The sequence below is a fragment of the Pseudarthrobacter sp. KH_020_B genome, assembly GCF_057840185.1.
Window position 1 is genome coordinate 146,271 of the sequence record NZ_CM174506.1, and the last position, 16,524, is coordinate 162,794.

At 65.2% G+C, this 16,524-nt stretch carries 12 protein-coding genes and 2 pseudogenes; 7 read left to right on the plus strand and 7 right to left on the minus strand.

From position 1 onward, the window contains the following. Positions 1–97: 97 nt before the first annotated feature. Positions 98–1,249: a GGDEF domain-containing protein gene (locus AC3IT0_RS00690; protein ID WP_489321927.1), complete on the plus strand. Its 1,152-nt coding sequence runs from the start codon at positions 98–100 to the stop codon at positions 1,247–1,249. Here AC3IT0_RS00690 and AC3IT0_RS00695 read toward each other — a convergent pair. Then, positions 1,246–2,667 (minus strand): annotated as a pseudogene (locus AC3IT0_RS00695) (SulP family inorganic anion transporter). The gene AC3IT0_RS00690 and the pseudogene AC3IT0_RS00695 sit on opposite strands and share 4 nt — an antisense overlap. A 213-nt stretch (positions 2,668–2,880) precedes the next feature. Between AC3IT0_RS00695 and mptB the strand changes: the two are divergent. After that, positions 2,881–4,497 carry a polyprenol phosphomannose-dependent alpha 1,6 mannosyltransferase MptB gene (mptB, locus tag AC3IT0_RS00700; protein ID WP_489321928.1) on the plus strand — a complete coding sequence of 539 codons (1,617 nt, stop codon included), beginning with the start codon at positions 2,881–2,883 and terminating at the stop codon, positions 4,495–4,497. A gap of 189 nt (positions 4,498–4,686) precedes the next feature. Here mptB and AC3IT0_RS00705 read toward each other — a convergent pair whose 3' ends face one another. Both AC3IT0_RS00705 and AC3IT0_RS00710 read right to left on the minus strand, forming a co-directional pair. Beyond that, positions 4,687–4,857 (minus strand): hypothetical protein, encoded by a 171-nt coding sequence (locus tag AC3IT0_RS00705; protein ID WP_489321929.1) that lies wholly within the window; start codon positions 4,855–4,857, stop codon positions 4,687–4,689. Between the two features lie 45 nt (positions 4,858–4,902). Further along, positions 4,903–6,117 (minus strand): annotated as a pseudogene (locus AC3IT0_RS00710) (ISAzo13 family transposase); the annotation flags it as partial. Between the two features lie 276 nt (positions 6,118–6,393). Between AC3IT0_RS00710 and AC3IT0_RS00715 the strand changes: the two are divergent. The 5 genes from AC3IT0_RS00715 to AC3IT0_RS00735 all read left to right on the plus strand — a co-directional run bounded on the left by AC3IT0_RS00715 (position 6,394) and on the right by AC3IT0_RS00735 (position 11,293). Further along, positions 6,394–7,527 (plus strand): ABC transporter permease, encoded by a 1,134-nt coding sequence (locus AC3IT0_RS00715; RefSeq protein ID WP_489321930.1) that lies wholly within the window; start codon positions 6,394–6,396, stop codon positions 7,525–7,527. An 82-nt stretch (positions 7,528–7,609) separates the two neighbouring features. Further along, positions 7,610–8,305 carry an ABC transporter ATP-binding protein gene (locus AC3IT0_RS00720; RefSeq protein ID WP_489321931.1) on the plus strand — a complete coding sequence of 232 codons (696 nt, stop codon included), beginning with the start codon at positions 7,610–7,612 and terminating at the stop codon, positions 8,303–8,305. A gap of 98 nt (positions 8,306–8,403) precedes the next feature. After that, positions 8,404–8,841 (plus strand): DUF2871 domain-containing protein, encoded by a 438-nt coding sequence (locus AC3IT0_RS00725; protein WP_489321932.1) that lies wholly within the window; start codon positions 8,404–8,406, stop codon positions 8,839–8,841. A gap of 497 nt (positions 8,842–9,338) precedes the next feature. Then, entirely contained in the window at positions 9,339–9,809 is a 471-nt protein-coding gene (locus AC3IT0_RS00730; RefSeq protein WP_489321933.1) for a hypothetical protein, read from the plus strand. Then, entirely contained in the window at positions 9,806–11,293 is a 1,488-nt protein-coding gene (locus tag AC3IT0_RS00735; RefSeq protein ID WP_489321934.1) for an ABC1 kinase family protein, read from the plus strand. The genes AC3IT0_RS00730 and AC3IT0_RS00735 overlap by 4 nt, the downstream gene beginning before the upstream one ends. Positions 11,294–11,355: 62 nt before the next feature. On the opposite strand, the gene AC3IT0_RS00740 is transcribed toward AC3IT0_RS00735, so the two are convergent. The 4 genes from AC3IT0_RS00740 to AC3IT0_RS00755 form a co-directional block, all read right to left on the minus strand. Continuing rightward, the gene (locus tag AC3IT0_RS00740) at positions 11,356–12,579 is read right to left on the minus strand and encodes a glycosyltransferase 87 family protein (protein WP_489321935.1); all 1,224 of its coding nucleotides are present in this window, start codon (positions 12,577–12,579) and stop codon (positions 11,356–11,358) included. 64 nt (positions 12,580–12,643) lie between these two features. Further along, a complete protein-coding gene (locus AC3IT0_RS00745) occupies positions 12,644–13,996 on the minus strand; it encodes a glycosyltransferase family 87 protein (protein WP_489321936.1) in 1,353 nt (450 codons plus the stop codon). Positions 13,997–14,127: 131 nt separating this feature from the next. Further along, the gene (locus AC3IT0_RS00750) at positions 14,128–15,237 is read right to left on the minus strand and encodes a GTP pyrophosphokinase (protein WP_489321937.1); all 1,110 of its coding nucleotides are present in this window, start codon (positions 15,235–15,237) and stop codon (positions 14,128–14,130) included. A 159-nt stretch (positions 15,238–15,396) separates the two neighbouring features. Further along, on the minus strand, positions 15,397–16,440 hold the full coding sequence (locus AC3IT0_RS00755; protein WP_489321938.1) for a LacI family DNA-binding transcriptional regulator: 1,044 nt from the start codon (positions 16,438–16,440) through the stop codon (positions 15,397–15,399). Between the last annotated feature and the right edge of the window lie 84 nt (positions 16,441–16,524).

Here is a 16,524-nt window from a genome sequence, read left to right on the forward strand (position 1 = left end):
GGTGGACAAAAACTCCGGGGGTGGGCGGGGCTACAATGTCCGACGCCGGTGTAATACTGAGGTTTGCATCACTCGGCGGTCGGGGGGAACTTCTTACATGATCCTGGATACAGCCACGCTGCGGGTCGCCTTCGGCCTGATGGCCCTCCTGATGGCTCTCCTGTTCTACTTCTTCGCCTACCGCACTACGCGCGCTCAATACTGCGGCTTGTGGTGCGCCGCACTGGCGTTTTTCCTCACGGGAGCCCTGGCCTTCCTGCTCGATGGCACGCCCCATCAACGGTGGGCCAATCCATTGGGGAATGTCCTGTTGGTTTCGGGGGCGGTGAGTGTTTGGTCCAGTGCATGTTCACTGCGGCGCGAACTTCCGCGGCCGTGGATGTTGGTGGCCGCGCCCGCCGCGACCCTGCTGGCTTCCGTTCTCGACAGTCCGGCCACGAACACGTGGGCAGGGGGCCCGGTTTTTCTCGCTTCGATGGCGCTGATGTTCGGCCTGGCGACCCGCGAAATGTGGCCGACTGAGCCAGGTTACACCCGCGTCCGCGTCCCCATGACGGCATCTGTCGGGCTGGTGGCCGTCTTCTACACGGGCCGCCTTATTGCGTTTCTTACAGATGGGCCGGGAGGGCCCATCTTCGAGTTGTTCTTTGGTTCCGCGGTCACCACCATGCTCACCATGGTGCTGCTGGTGGTGGTGTCTTTCAGCATGGCCGCGCTCAGCAGCGAACAGCAGACCAGGGCCCTGCATATGGTGGCCACCCGGGACGATTTGACGGGGCTGCTCAACCGCAAAGCCTTCCTGGACCTGGCCGGGACGCTGTTGAAGGACCCGGCCGTGGCTCAGGGGACCGGTGCCGTGATCCTCGCAGACCTCGACCACTTCAAGTCGGTCAACGACACCCACGGCCATGCCGCCGGCGACCTCGCGCTCCAGGCCTTCGCCCGCGCGTGCCGAGACACCGTCCGGTCCACGGACCTGGTGGGACGGTACGGCGGGGAAGAGTTTGTCCTCCTGATCGAAGGCGCTTCCGCCGGTCGTGCGGAGAAAATCACCGGGGAAGTCAGCAGGCGCCTGGCCCAGATACCAACTGCCGGGGGACTTGAGATGCCTACCGTCAGTTATGGCGTGGCGATGTACGACGCCGGGACCTCCGATGTGGAGGACCTCATCGGAGCCGCCGACCGGGCTCTCTACGTGGCCAAGTCGCTGGGCAGGAACCGCACGGTCCACAGCGACCGGATCGGCTAGTTCAGCTTCCCCGCCAGCCGCTCCCGCATGGCCACGCTGGCGGCATTGAGCCCGATCAGCTCCACTTCCCGTCCGTGCCGGCGGTACTTCTCGGTCACGGCGTCCAGCACCGCGATGGTTGACGCGTCCCAGAGGTGCGAAGCGTGCAGGTCCACAATCACCCGGCTGATGCCCGGCTCGGCGTCCAGGGCGTACTCGAACTGCGTGTAGAGGTCGTTGGATGAGGCAAAGAACAATTCGCCGTCCACGGTGTAGGTGGCCACGTTCTCGCCGTTAAGTTCGACGACGGTACGCTCCACCATGACGAAATGCGCCACCCGCCAGGCGAACAGGGCCGTGGCCGCCAGCACACCCGCCCCGACGCCGATGGCCAGGTGTGCGTGGCCGACACCACGGCCACGGTGATCAGCATAACGGCGGTCTCGGACTTGGGCATCCGGCGCAGGGTCCGCGGGGCGATGGAGTGCCAGTCGAAGGTGATGGCCGAAACGAAGATCATCACGGCCACCAGCGCGGCCATCGGGATCATGCCCACCACGTCGCCGAGCGCCATCACGAGGACCAGCAGGAAGACGCCGGCGAGGAACGTGGACACCCGGCTCCGTGCCCCGGATCCCTTGACGTTGATCATGGTCTGGCCGATCACGGCGCAGCCGCCATGCCGCCGAAGAAGCCGGTGACGATGTTCGCCACGCCCTGGCCCCAGGACTCGCGGGACTTGTTGGAGCGGGTGTCGGTGATGTCGTCCACGAGCTTGGCGGTCATCAGCGATTCCAGCAGTCCCACCAGTGCCATCGAGAGGGAGAACGGCGCCAGGATCTGGAACGTCTCCCAGGTAAGGGGAACGCTCGGGATGAATAGGGACGGCAGGCTCTCGGGCAGCTGGCCCTTGTCCTGCACGGTGGGGACGTCCACGCCGGCGAGGACGGCAAACAGGGTGAGCACCACCATGGCCACCAACGGTGAGGGCACCGCCGTCGTAATTCTTGGCAGCCCCACCACAATGACCAGTCCCACCGCCACCAGCGGATAGACCAGCCACGGCACGCCGATCAGTTCGGGCACTTGGGCCATGAACACCAGGATGGCCAGGGCGTTCACAAAGCCCACCATCACCGAGCGCGGGATGAACCGCATCAGCCGGGTCACGCCGAGGACCGCCAGCAGGATCTGGAAGACGCCCGCCAGGCTCACCGCTGCGATCAGGTGGTCCAGGCCGTGGCTGCGCATCAGCGGCGCGATGACCAGGGCTACGGCGCCGGTGGCGGCAGCAATCATGGCGGGATCAGGGCCAGTGCCACCACGAGGCCTGCCAGCGCCTCGGTCTTCAGCCGCCGCGGCGAGCGAAGGGTGGCGCGGACTGATTGGAGCCGCTGAGGCGTGCCGGCCCGGGCTTCGGGGACGCTTCGTACGGCCATGGCTGGGTCCGATCGTGCTGGTGAAGCCGGCAGTGGCGGCTTCATTCATGGGCGGGGATGGGGCGGCGCGACGCCTCGTTGCGAAATAGGGGGCACGTCCGCCGGGAAAGGTCTGGGGCGCGCGCTAGGCCAACTGCTAAAATGGCTGGGTTGTAGACCGGCCTATAGCTAGTCCAGCCAGCGCCGTAACGTAAGTAGGGGACCACACAAGACATGACGGCAGGCGGTTCACACATCAGCACTTCGGAGAGCTTCCCGGGTCCGTCGAAAAAGACTGCGGCGGAACTTCCGAAGTCCGCTGCGCCCGCCGTAGCTCCCCCCACGAAGCGCCGGGTGTACATCGCCACGTGGCAGGGGTTTCTCGGCGCCCTCATGATGTTTGTGGGCTCGATCGGAACGGGCTGGATCGCCAACGGCTCACCCATGATCCGCCAGCCGGTGGTCATCGCCCTGCGGACCGAGGGCTGGGGCGTGACGCTGTCCACCGTGCTCCTGACCGTGGGGGCGATGCTCCTGATGCGGTCCTGGCTCCGGCTGGGCCAGCGGCTGGACGACTGGGGCGAACACTCGCTGCGCTCGGTGGTCATCGCCATCTCCGCCTGGTCCCTGCCGCTCCTGCTGGCCGTCCCCATCTTCTCCCGCGATGTCTACGCCTACACCGGCCAGGGCCGCCTGGTCATGGAAGGCCAGAACCCCTACACCGTAGGCATCTCCACCCTCAACAACTGGTTTGCCCTCGGCGCGGACCCGGCATGGGCCGAGAACCGGACCCCCTACGGGCCCTACTTCCTGTGGCTCGCCCGCGGAGTGGTGGAGCTGACAGGGGCACAGCCGGACGTGTCCGTGCTGCTGTTCCGCCTGCTTGCCGGCGTCGGCGTTCTGCTCTGCGTTATCTACGTGCCCAAGCTGGCCGAACTGCACGGCATCAACGGCGCGCGCGCACTCTGGATCGCGGTGGCCAACCCGCTGTTCCTCATCAGCTTCGTGGCCAGCGCCCACAACGACGCGCTGATGGTGGGCCTCGCCGTCGCCGGTGTCTACTTCGCCGCGACAAAGCATTACCTCACCGGCATACTTCTGGTCACCGCCTCGATCGGGATCAAGCCCATTACGGTTCTGCTGCTCCCGTTCATCGGGGTTATGTGGGCGGGGCCGGCCGCCTCGTGGACACGGAAGTTCCTGATTTGGGGCGCGACGGCGGGAATCAGTTTCGCGGTGCTGGCGCTCAGCGGCATCCCGTACAACCTCGGGCTGGGCTGGGTCTGGGCCATCATGGATCCGACGCCGGGTTACACCGGCTATTCGCCGTCAGGCTTCCTGGGGCAGCAGATTGAGTTCCTCGGCAACGTGCTGGGGCTGCCGGGCGGCACGTTTGCGGACCTGCTGCGCACCGGGATGAAGTGGGCGGCCATCGGGCTGGTGCTGCTGCTGATGTTCCGTGGCGATTACTCGCGGGCGGTGCGCCGGCTGGCCCTGGCGTTTACCGCCGTCGTGATGCTTTCACCCATCATCCAGCCCTGGTACATCCTCTGGTTCCTGCCGTTCCTGGCCGTGACGGGTATCCGGAATGACTGGCAGATCCGGTGCCTCTACGTGGGCATAACGTTCTTTGTGGTGTTCGGCGCGCAGGACCAGCTCTCGGTCTGGTCCTTTGTGGAGCTGCCTATTGACGCGTCGTCCCTGGCGTTCGTGACGGCGCTGCTGTTCACGTTCTACCTGCTGGTGCTGGACATCCACACGCGGAAGCTGCTGATCGAGGGCAAACCGTCAGACTGGGCGCGGCGGGCGTGGGGCTGGGTCCTGGACCAGCGGGCCGGCTCGGCACGCTGAGGGACGGCCCGCCTGCTTCGCGTTGCAGTTTATTGTTCCCCGGCCGGTGTGCGAGGTCGGAGGAGGGTCACCCGGTAGGTTGCGGCAGTTCCACCGGATCTCCGTCGAGCTCGAGCCGGCACCGCAACCCCAAACCGCGGACAGCAGCGCCGGTTTCGAAACTCTCGCAGAGCCGGCGCAGGCTCTCGATCAGCGAGGTTCCCTTGAACGCGGGGAGGACAGACCGCGGACGAAATTCCGGGCCTCCGCCAGGTTCTCCAAGACGGTCTGCTCCACCAACGCGAAGCGTGCGGCGGCGATGGCGGTGTCTCCGTCCGCGAGCGACTTTCGGCGCAGCCTCGATACCGCTGAGCAGGGCATCGCCCGGTTCTAAGGACGCACTGATTATTTAGTTGGTGTGTCGCCTGGTTTGAGGGTGTAGTTCCATTCGGGGTGCCATTCGTGTCTGTTCAGGGTTCCGCTGGTCTCTAGTGAGGTCATTTCGTGGTCTGGTATTTTCACGCCGGTGGGGTACTGTCCTGTGTCGAGTTCGGCCCGGACGGTGAGGCCTGTTTTGGTGGTGGTCGCGGCGATGGAGTTGACGATGACTTCGTGGCTGGACAGAGGCCGGCCGCGCCAGTTCATCGAGATGTGGGAGAAGAGCTTGTGCTCTATTTTGTTCCATTTGCTGGTGCCCGGGGGCAGGTGGCAGACGGTGATTTCCAGGCCGGTCTCGGCGGCCAGGGCGGCGAGTTCGGTCTTCCAGAGCCGGGTGCGGTAGCCGTTGGATCCGCCGCCGTCGGCGGTGATCAGCAGGCGGTTCGCCTGCGGGTGGGCGGGTTGGCCGGCGGTGTTCCACCAGGAGCGGATGGTGTTCACGGCGAAGGCTGCGGTGTCGTGGTCGGTGCCCACCGAGACCCATCCGGTGTTCGTTCCCACGTCGTAGACGCCGTAGGGGTTGGCCTTGCCGAGTTCCTTGTCGATGAAGTCGTGGACCTTGACCTGTTCCGGCTCTCCGGCCGGACGCCATTCGGCGCCGTTGTTCTTGTACTGGCCGACGAGTTCCTTCTTTTTGGTGTCGACGCTGATGACCGGCTGGCCCGCGTCCAGGTGCCCGGCGGCCTGGTCGTTGAGGTAGCCGAATTGGCCGTCGCGGTCCGGGTGTTGGCCGCCTTCGAGAGTCTTGGCGTTTGCCTGCAGGCTGAAGCCGTTGTCCTTGAGCAGTTTCGCCACGGTTTCCGCGCCCGCCGGGTGCCCCCTGCCGGTCAGTTCGGCGGCAAGCTTCGCGGTGGAGAGCGTGGTCCAGGACAGTGCCGATTCGGGGTCCCCGCGGCGGGTGGGCTCCACCAATTCCAGCAGGGCCGGGACCAGGCCCGGGTCCTTCTCCACCAGGGTCTTTCGCCCCGCACCGGGCTTGCGGACACGGCCCAGCGGCGCCTCGCCGGCCTCCAGCTCGGCGACGCCCTGCTGGACCCGGGAACGCGCAGCCCCGGACGCCCGGGCGACCGCGGCAATCCCGCCGTGGCCCAGGGAACGCGCCTCCGCTGCCAACAAAAGACGAGTTGAGCGTTCGTCGAGGTGCGGCAGGATCGCATCGAACTTTGCGCGCAAGGCCTCGACGGCTTCAGTGGAAATAGGCATACACCATCATCCCACCAAAAACCGCTAGTAGACGCACTTATTTATCAGCGTGTCCTAAGGGACCGGTCCGGTCGGGAAGGGAGGGTGCCTCTGCAGGGCATTGGATCAGCTTATACGTTCCCGGTCTGGGACGGATCAACCAAAAGGTTGACCCGAGGATCAACCATTCGTCCGTCCCAGATCAACCCCCTGCACGATGGCGCCGGACCCGGTCCGCGGGACAGTGGATATAAGAGCCCCTCGGCCGCTGCGTCATCCACTGAAAGAAGAGAAAACGTGTTTCTTGCCATCCGCGACATCCGCTTTGCCAAGGGCAGGTTCGCCCTAATGGGCGGCGTCGTCGCCCTGATCACCCTGCTGCTCGTCATGCTCTCGGGACTGACGGCCGGCCTCGGTGATCAGTCGACCTCCGCCATTGACAAACTCGGCACCGTCAACGGCAGCGGCGTCGCCTCCGAGGCCGTGGACAGTATCGTTTTCGGCGCCCCCGGCACCAACGAGCCCAAGGCCTCCTTCACCGAAAGCGAAGTCACCGCCGCGCAGCTCGAGACCTGGAAGAACCGGGCCGGCGTACAGAACGCCGAAGCCCTGGGCATCAGCCAAACCCGCTTCCAGGCCGTGGCCGCAGACACTGGATCGGGCACCGGCACCACCAACGTCGCCGTCTTCGGCGTCGCCCCGGACGGCCGGCTGGCACCCTCCCGGGTCACCGCCGACACCGTCGTGATCGGCAAAACCGTCGCCAAGGCCCTTTCCCTGAACACCGGAGACAAAGCCAGCGTCGGAGGAACCGAACTGACCGTCAGCGCCGTGGTCGAAGACCAGTGGTATTCGCACACCAGCGTCGTCTGGACCGCCCTTCCCACCTGGGCCAAGCTCGCCCACCTGACCGACCCGGAACAGCTCGGAACCGTCGCCGCCATCACCTACAAGGACGGCGCCACCGTTGATGAGGCCGCCGCCAACACCGCCGCCCGCACCGTGAGCGACTCGCGCACCGGATCCTTCCAGGCACTGGGTTCCTACAAAAGCGAGAACGGCTCCCTGACCCTGATGCAGGCATTCCTGTACGGCATCTCCGCCCTCGTGATCGTGGCCTTCCTGACGGTCTGGACCGTCCAGCGGACCCGCGACATCGCGGTCCTGAAAGCCATGGGCGGATCCAGCGCCTATATCCTGCGCGACGCCATCACCCAGGCCGCAATCGTGCTGCTCGCCGGAGCGGGAATCGGCGGCGCGATCGGCGTCCTCGGCGGCTTCTTCGCAGCCCAGGCAGCCCCCTTCCTGGTCACCCCCGCAACAACACTCCTGCCCATCCTGGGAATCATCGCCCTCGGCCTGGCCGGAGCGGCGCTGGCCGTCCGCCGCGTCACCAAGGTCGACGCCCTTATCGCCCTCGGCGGCAACTAAGCCTCCCGAGGGCCTGGCGCGTCCCTTCCGCAGACCCCGCCACCGAATACTCCCGAGCACATCATTACAAGGAAGCAACATCATGTCCTCCAGCCCCCTGAACCTTGTTAACGTCACCCTTGAATACCCGGACGGGGACGGAACCATCAAAGCCCTGGACACCGTGAACCTCACGGTCCAGGCCGGGCAGATGATCTCCCTCGTCGGCCCCTCCGGTTCCGGCAAATCCAGCCTCCTGGCCGCTGCCGCGACCCTGGTCCGCCCCACCCACGGACTGGTGCTCATCGACGGCACGGACGCCACCGCGCTCGGCGACAAGGACCTCACAGCGCTGCGGCGGGAGAAAATCGGCATCATCTTCCAACAACCCAACCTCCTCGCGTCCCTGACCGCCGCCGAACAACTCATCATCGGCGATCACCTGCGAGGAAAATCCGTCAAGGCAGCCCGGGCCAAAGCCGCGGAGCTGCTCGACATCGTCGGACTCACCTCCAGCGCGGACAAACGTCCGCACCAGCTCTCCGGCGGGCAGCGCCAGCGGGTCAACATCGCCCGCGCCCTGATGGGCGACCCCAAGGTCCTGCTCGTGGACGAACCCACCGCTGCCTTGGACCACGAACGCAGCGACTCCATCGTCCGGCTCCTACGCCGCGTCACCGACGACTTCATGGTCGCCACCGTCATGGTCACCCACGACACCGAATTTGTCCCGCTGACCGACTCGGTCGCCACCATGCGCGACGGAAGACTTACCGCCCCCGTGCTGACCAAGGTTTAACGCCCCTCTACCAAACCCCACGCAAGAACCGGGTGCCGTCCCCGGTACCATCCCGGGGAGCTGCCGCCTCCCACCCCATCAAGCCAAGGACCACACCCATGAAAAAGCTCTACTACGCCGCCTTCACCTACATGATCGCCGGACTGGCGTCCGGGCTGTTCTACCGCGGATTCACCAAAGCAAACGACTTCACCGCAGACAGCCAGCTTTCCGTGGTCCACACCCATTTCCTGGCCCTGGGCATGCTCTTCTTCCTTACCGTCCTGGCACTGGATAAAGTCTTCAGCCTTACCGGCACGCGCATGTTCAACGCGTTCTTTTGGACCTACAACTCCGGCCTTGCCCTCACCACGGCGATGATGATCCTCAGCGGCATCCTCACCATCCAGGGCATCACCACGTCCGCTGCGGTCGCCGGCATCTCCGGGCTGGGCCACATCGGCCTCACCGCTGGCCTGATCCTCCTCTTCATCACCCTAGGCAAGCGCGTCTCCGGCAAAGCAACCGCCGAAGCCGAACTCACCCCCGCCAACTGACCCGGCCCATGACCATCAACCACGGCGCCGGCGCCGCAATTGCCACGGAGGAAACGTAAGATGTCGCACCGAGTGCTGCGCGTGACCGTGTGCGACGGACTCGCCGGGGTCAACCGAGTCGTCAGCCTGGTGCGTGTCCGCGGAACCGAACCCCGATCCATCACCGCATGGGTCACGGCCGAGACCGACACCTGGGTCGTCGAGCACACACTCATTGCCAACGAAGAAGGTGCAGCGCTCCTCCAAAGGCAGCTCGAACGGCTGCCTTGCGTAGTAGCTGTCCAGCACGGCTTGGCAGGACCGGCAGTCTCACTTGATGAGCTCCGACAGGGTTCACGAGTGACGAGTCGGCAGCGCTGGGACCTACCAGTGATCTAGGGGTATTTCCGGCTGGGCCTGCCGGTCTCACCGCCGCGGCCAATCAACCCGTTTCTTCGGGGCATCGAACCTAAAACCCACGTCCCACACCAAGGTGACGAGATCAGGAACAGAAAAGCATGGATCCAGGACGAATCATCTTGATTACCGGAATGATCGGGTTGTTGGCACTGATCATGATGCTGCTGGCACTCCTGTCCCGGAGGATCCTGGGTGTACGCATCGGAACGGCCCGCACGGCCATGGCCCTGATCGTTGCGGTCGGGGCGGAATTCCTCTTCGAATCCCAAATCCTGTGGCAGAACCCGGACCGCGGACTCGCCTACATCAGCATCCAGTTCGGCATCGCACTGTTCGCAGCCTTCTTGTTCTTGGTCGTCGCTGAACTCATCGTCCCCCGTGGAGTTCTGCCCCCGCCCCACAGCTGGCTCCCCGCGCTACGAGCGGCGTCCCAGCGGGGGATCCGGTACGCCCAGATCCTGCGTATCGCCGCCAGCCACGGGCTCTTCCCGCTCCGCGCCTCCAACGACCCGGACGTCAACGCCAACGCGCACGGTCCCGGCGCCTCGCCCTGGAAAAAGCAGGTGTGACGTTCGTGAAGTTCGGCCAGATGCTCTCCACCCGGCCGGACTTGCTGCCTCCGGAATACATCACCGAACTATCCCGTCTCCAGCAGCAGGTAGGGTCAGTCCCCTGGCACGAGATCCGACTCATGGTTGAAGCGGACGCCGGCCGCCCCATCGAAGATGCCTTCTGCTACTTCGAGGAAACGCCTCTGGCGGCCGCGTCGATCGGACAGGTCCATCGGGCAACCCTTCACGACGGATCCCGGGTTGCCGTCAAAGTCCAACGACCCCACATCCGGCGCAAGGTGGCACTGGACCTAGACATCGCCGTCCGGCTGGGCAAAATGCTCGAAAAGTCCTCGACCTTCGGCAGGTCCCTGGGTACCGAGGCGCTGGCCCGCGGCTTCGCCGAAAACCTCCGGGAAGAACTCGACTATGAGCAGGAGGCACGCAACATAGTCGCCCTCCGCACCGCCGTGGCCAAGCACCCGGACGCCGTGCGAGTCGTCATACCGTTCCATGTCCCCGAGCTTTGTTCTTCCCGCGTGCTCGTGATGGAGATGCTGGAGGGATGCACGTTCAGTGACCCGGAAACAGCCCGTTCCATGGACGCCGGGACCCGCAGGAACTACGCCAACCAGTTGATGCGCAGCCTCCTGCGGCAGATCATGGTCGACGGGACATTCCATGCCGACCCGCACCCGGGCAACATCATAGTTCTGGGCGACGGCCGGCTGGGCTTGGTTGACTTTGGCTCCGTAGGCCGGCTGGACCATGACCTCCGGGCCAGCATCCAACAAGTCGTACTGGCCATCGACCGGGCCGATGCATCTCTCCTCGTCGACGCCCTCTTTGAGGTTGTCATCAGGCCAGATGAGATCGATGTCCCGGTTCTCAAACGCGCCCTCAGCCAATTTATGGGAACGTCCCTCCAGTCCGGTGTCCCGCTGGACCTAAAAGTCATTAACGAACTGATTCGGATCCTTGCCCGCTTTGATCTCGCCATCCCGCCTGCTCTCGCCGGCGCCTTCCGTGCCATAGCGACCGTCGACGGGACGCTCACCTCGCTTGCTCCGGGCTTCGACATCGTCGCCGAAGCCCGGACATTTGCCGGCGCCCAGATTCAAGAACGACTCAGCATCGCGGGGATCAAGGAGACGGTGCAACAGGAACTGATGGACACCCTCCCGCTCCTGCGTAAATTGCCTCGCCACCTTGACCAGCTCGTGTCATCCCTGCAGGAAGGTCATCTGAGCGTCAACGTCCGGCTCCTCGCGGACCGACGCGACAGGGAAGTGTTGACCCGAATGCTGGGCCAGGCCCTGGTGACACTCATCGCCGGGGTGCTCGGAATCATGGGCGTCGTCATGCTCGCCTTCGGCAACAGCGCCGACGTCGCCCCGGGCCTGCCGCTATTCCACGTCATCGGCTACAACCTCGCCGGCATAGCCGCCGTCCTTATGCTCCGCGTCCTCTACCTGGTCTTCAACACCCGCTCGAATGAATAGGCACCCGCAGGACTCCGTGAGGCATTGAATGAGAACGGACATCTGCGCCCAGCGCCCCCAGGTCAGGCCGTCCGCGCCTCGGGAACCGCCGTCGCCTTCCGGCCGAGCTCCGCGGTCCGCTTGACCGACCACCACAGCAGCACCACCAGGAGCACGTTGCGGGTGGTGAGGATGGCCGCCATGACCGGGTGGGCGTGGATGAGCGGGGTGTAGAACAGCGGGTAGATGACAAAGGTGGTCATGGCGATGCCCATGAGCAGGGCAGCCGGGACCTTCCACCGCTCCCAGTCGTGGGTCAGGCCCGCGATGATCACAGGGGCCAGCCAGATGATGAACTGCGGCGAACCCACCTTGTTGAACACGATGAACGCCGTGGTCATCATCAGTGCGCCTTCGAGGAAGAGTTCCTCCCGTTCGGCACCGCGGTTCAGCGCCCGGACCAGCAGGACGGCAGCTACGACGGCTGCAACGATCAGCAGCGGCTGCATTAGGAACGCGGCCACCTCGGCGCCCGGGCCGTAGACCTCGGTGGAGTTGATGGCCGTGTTGTCCGCCATCTTGGACCCGGCGATGTTGAACACGCTCAGCCAGACCCACGGCGTGGAGAATGTGGCTTCAAGCTGCATGCCGCGCTCGCCCTGGTTGGTGAGGAAGTCCATGATGTGCGGCAGGCCGCCGGACAGGTACGTGCCAACGCCCACCACGGCGGTGACCGCGACGCCGGACGCCAGCACCTGGATCCGCTTCCGGCTGGCGATCACAATCGGCACCAACACGGCCGCCGGCCACACCTTGATCCACGTGGCTACGCTCAGCAGAATCCCCGCCAGTACGGGGCGTTCGGCCGCGTACAACAGGGCAATCAGCACGATCGGGGCGGTGATTCCCTCCACCCGGGCGAAGCTCAGGTAGCCCATAAAGACGGTGAAAAACAGCCACCACCAGGCCGGGGCAATGCCCTTCACCTTCCGCTGCCCGCGGGTCAGGAAAGCAAGCCCGACGGCGTTGAGGGCTGTGATGATCAGGAACCAGCACAGGAGGTAGAGGCTCGGTCCGGCGATGTTCGCGAGGAAGATCGGGATCTGTGCCAGCACCGGGTACACCCAGGGGCTGATCTTGCCGTCCAGGCTGGCCGGGTTGTAGCCGTCTACAGCCCATTGCCGGTACTGCTCGGTGTCACTGAACGTGTCGCCGTTGAGGAAGAACGACGCCATCCAGCCCAGGAAGTACAGGTGGATGACCGCGAAGCCCCACCAGACGCTGGACGGACGGGCGAACCAGTCCACTACGCGGGCAGGCAGGACGATGCTGCGGACGCTGACCAGCCGGTCGAAGAACTTCGTGGAAATCTTAGGACTCCTTGAGCGCGGGGACGGACGCGGGAGTCTTTTTGCCCAGCGAGTACAGGCGCCGGACCGACCACAGGAACAGGACCACCAGGAGGACGTTGCGGATGGTCAGCACACCGGCCATGAGGGGGTTGTTGTGGCTGAGGGCATCATAGAACAGCGGATAGATGAAGAACGTGGCCACCGCGATGGCGATGAGCATGGCCGCGGGGACCCGCCACTCACGCCAGCTGTGCGCCAGGCCCACGGCTACGGCCGGGGCCAGCCACACCATGAACTGGGGTGAGCCGACCTTGTTGAACACCACAAACGCGGTGGCCAGGGTCAGCGCCCCGGCCAGCAGGAGCTCGGTACGGTCAACGCCGCCGTCGACTTTTCCGTTGCCGTGGAGCTTGCCGTTGTGCAGCGCCCAGAACGTCAGGCCGGCCACAAGCAGCGCGGCCAGGATGAGGAGCGGCTGCATCAGCACGGACATCACGGCGGTGCCGGGGCCGTCCACCTGCATGGAGTTGATATCGGTGTTCATGTACATCCGGGAATCACCGATGTTGAGCACAGACAGCCACAGCCACGGGGTGGTGAACGTTGCCTCAAGCTGCATGCCCCTGTCACCCTGCTGCGTCAGGAAGTTCAGCAGCTTGGGCACACTGCCCACGACGGCGGCCAGCGCCACCACAACAGCCGACGTCGCCACCCCTGCCAGCACCACGAGGAGGCGGTTCTTGACCACGGCGAACAGGGCCAGCATCACCGCGGCAGGCCAGACCTTTACCCAGGTGGCGGCAGCGAGGATGACCGAGGCGATAAACGGCCGGCGCACCCCGTAGGCCAGGGCCACCAGGACGATCGGGGCCGTGAGGCCGTCCACGCGTGCGAAGCCCAGCCAGCCCATCAGCAGGGTGAACACCAGCCACCACCAGGCTGCCGGAATCGCGTCCTGCTTGCGGCCGCGCTCCGTGAGCTTGGCCAGGGCCCAGCCGTTGAGGATGGTGGTCATCAGCACCCAAAGGAAGAAGAACGGTCCGGGCCCGGCAAGCCCCGCCAACGCCATGGGGATCAGCGCGAGGATGGGGTACACCCACGGGCTGGGGCCGCCGCTGAGGTTCGCTTCGTCGAAACCCGCCCGGGCCCAGTCGCGGTAAATGAAGGTGTCGCTGAATGCCTCGCCGCGCAGGGACAGCAGTGCCGCGAAGATCAGGAAACCCAGGTGCACCAGGATGAAGCCGGTGAGGAGCCCCCGCGGCGTGTTCAGCCAGGACCGTGCGGCGGCCGGCAGGATGACGTTGCGGATCCGGGTGAGCGTGGCGAAGAATGCGTCCGTGGAAATGGCGGAATCCTTGTCAGAGAGGGGCAAAAACAGGTGCCGGATCTTGCCGCGGGGCTGGAGCCGGGAGCATCGGAGGTCGGTCTACAACAGCCTCCACCATGAGTCAAGGGTAGTTGAATGTCGGTGGTGCCCAATAATCCTGCGGCTCCGTGAGTGGTCTACGCGGGCTTGGTCTGGCGGTAGCGCTCGATCTGTTTGAGCCGCCGCAGGAGGCTGTCGCGCCGCGGGTGCGGGACGGCGTCGGGCGCCTCTGCGGTGAGGTCAATGTGTTTGGTGCCGTACTGCCAGAGCAGGAGGTCATCCAGCAGGCGGTCCGGGCCGGGGGAGTAGCGGTGGTCCAGCGCCTTGCGGACCTCGGTGATCCGCTGGGCGCTGAGCAGGCCAGCCAGCTGGACGGTCTGGTTGAGGCCGTGGGCGGCCATAAGTTCCGCCGCCCAGCCCCAGTCGTCATCTACTTTGCGGTCCACGTGCGGCAGCAGCGTGCGCCAGACGTCGCGGATCCGGTTGGGCGTGAGCTGCGCGGCGCCTTCCCCGTCCACGTCCCAGTAGCTGCGGACTTCCTCATAGCGTTCGTGCAGGTCCGCGAAGGCGCTCTCTACTGTTTCCAGCATGGCGGCGGTGGCCGTGAACTGGCGGTCGAAATGCGGTGTCCAGGCGCGGGGATCCTCGGCCTTGAAACGGATGTCGTGCTCGATCTCGCTCCACGCGTGGGCGAAGACGGTGCGGATCTGGCATTCGAAGAAGTAGCTGCCGTTGGCAGGAATGTCCGCGTTGAAGACCTGCTGGTATTCCTTGACCGCCTCGTTCTGTATGGTGCGCAGAATGAGGTGGCGGCTGGAATAGCCATAGGTGCCCGACTCGATGGAGCCGATGTCCTTCTCCCGGTCACCGCGGCAGTCGAATACCTGGCGCTGGCGCTTGATGATGTTGGCCACCAGCGCATTCTCGGCCGGCAGCTTGGTGATGACGCGCACGCCCACCATGTCGTTGAGCGTGCGGAACGGGTCCGGGAACTTCAGCACCGGGGGTCCGCCGGGCTCCAGCGGTTCCTCAATCCGGGAAATCTTCTCCCGGAACGATTCCACCGACTTGGTGCGCCCGGTGACAAACAGCGGCGTGACCTCGGTGTCCTTCAACATGTCGCGGAGGATGTGGAGAACGTCCTTGGTGACGAGCTTCAGGGCAGGGCGGACGCGCTCGTAGATCTCCACGTTTTCCTGCACGGATTCACGCAGGCTGATGTCCAGGCTGTCCCAGTTACTCGGCATGCTCCCAGCTTACGGCGGGGGTGTGACACCACCCCATCAGGACGCTCTCTCACTTAACGTAAGAAAATCAGCAACGCTCTCTCACTTTCTTAGGGAAAGTGAGAGAAGGTTGATCGAAAACCTGCATTAAGTGAGAGAGCGTTGTCAGGGGCGGGAGGGTCAGTCGGGGTTTGACGTCGAGTTGCGGACCACCAGGGAGCTCTCCAGCGTCAGCTGCGGCTGCTCCAGCCGGTGGCCTTCCATGAGCCGGCGCAGCTGCCCGCCTGCCTGCACTCCCAGGGAGGTTGCCGGCAGGTGCACGCTGGTCAGGCTGGGGTTGCTCGTGGCGGAGTAGGGCAGGTCATCAAAGCCCGCGATGGCCAGCCGGCCCGGGATCTGCACCCCGGCCACCCGTGCTTCCTGCAACACGCCGTAGGCGTGGGTGTCAGTGCAGCAGACGACGGCGGTGACCCCGGACTGCTGCCACGCCGGCCAGGCGGCGGCGAAGGCAGCCGCGGACGCCCCGACGTCGATGGTGGTACTGATGATGCCGTCGGCGGGCACCGATATGCCGCGTGCGCCTGCCGCAGCCAAGAAGGCGCGGCGCCTGACCTCGAACGTTGCTGTGCCGGTGACGCTGTCCACGTAGGCCACCCGGCGGTGCCCGGCATCCGCCAAGTGTGCGGCCAGCTGGCGCGCGCCGTGCGCAACGTCCAGATTGACCGACGGCGCGTAAGCCTCCAGGCCGGGAGCGTCGAGCAGGACCACGGGGCCGGCGGCGGAAAGTTCTTCCAGGAATTCGGCGTTGGGGGCACCCACCAGCAACCCGGCCGGCCGGAGCGCCATCAGCTTCCGGACGTCGGCCGCCTGCGGAAATTCACCCGCGTCGGTGACGGACAGCAGCAGCTGGTAGTCAGACCCGAGTGACTCCCGGACACCGGCGATCACCTTGGCGAAAAACGGGTTGGAGATGTCCGGAGACACGAGGATAACGATGGAGCTGACGCCTTTTGCCAGCGAGCTGCCGATGCCGTCCACCACGTACCCGAGCACGGAAATGGCGTCCCGCACCCTGGCGATGTTGACCTCCGAGACGCGGCCGGCAGTCTTGCCGTTGGCCACCAGGGAAACCGTCGCCGTCGAGACGCCGGCACGGGCCGCGACCATGGCAGCCGTGATCCGCCGAGAGCGGACGGCGTGTTGAACCTGCTCGACGGATTCCATACCCCCGATCGTAGTAGGCGGCGGACATAAAACCGCACACCAAGACATCAAGCGCTTGACGTGCAGCAACGTTAAGCGCTTGAC

Coding starts and splice junctions, on each gene's coding strand:
- AC3IT0_RS00755 (WP_489321938.1), bottom strand. CDS start 16,440: ATGGAATCCGTCGAGCAGGTTCAACACGCCGTCCGCTCTCGGCGGATC.
- AC3IT0_RS00705 (WP_489321929.1), bottom strand. CDS start 4,857: ATGCCCTGCTCAGCGGTATCGAGGCTGCGCCGAAAGTCGCTCGCGGAC.
- AC3IT0_RS00750 (WP_489321937.1), bottom strand. CDS start 15,237: ATGCCGAGTAACTGGGACAGCCTGGACATCAGCCTGCGTGAATCCGTG.
- AC3IT0_RS00730 (WP_489321933.1), top strand. CDS start 9,339: ATGGATCCAGGACGAATCATCTTGATTACCGGAATGATCGGGTTGTTG.
- AC3IT0_RS00690 (WP_489321927.1), top strand. CDS start 98: ATGATCCTGGATACAGCCACGCTGCGGGTCGCCTTCGGCCTGATGGCC.
- mptB (WP_489321928.1), top strand. CDS start 2,881: ATGACGGCAGGCGGTTCACACATCAGCACTTCGGAGAGCTTCCCGGGT.
- AC3IT0_RS00725 (WP_489321932.1), top strand. CDS start 8,404: ATGAAAAAGCTCTACTACGCCGCCTTCACCTACATGATCGCCGGACTG.
- AC3IT0_RS00720 (WP_489321931.1), top strand. CDS start 7,610: ATGTCCTCCAGCCCCCTGAACCTTGTTAACGTCACCCTTGAATACCCG.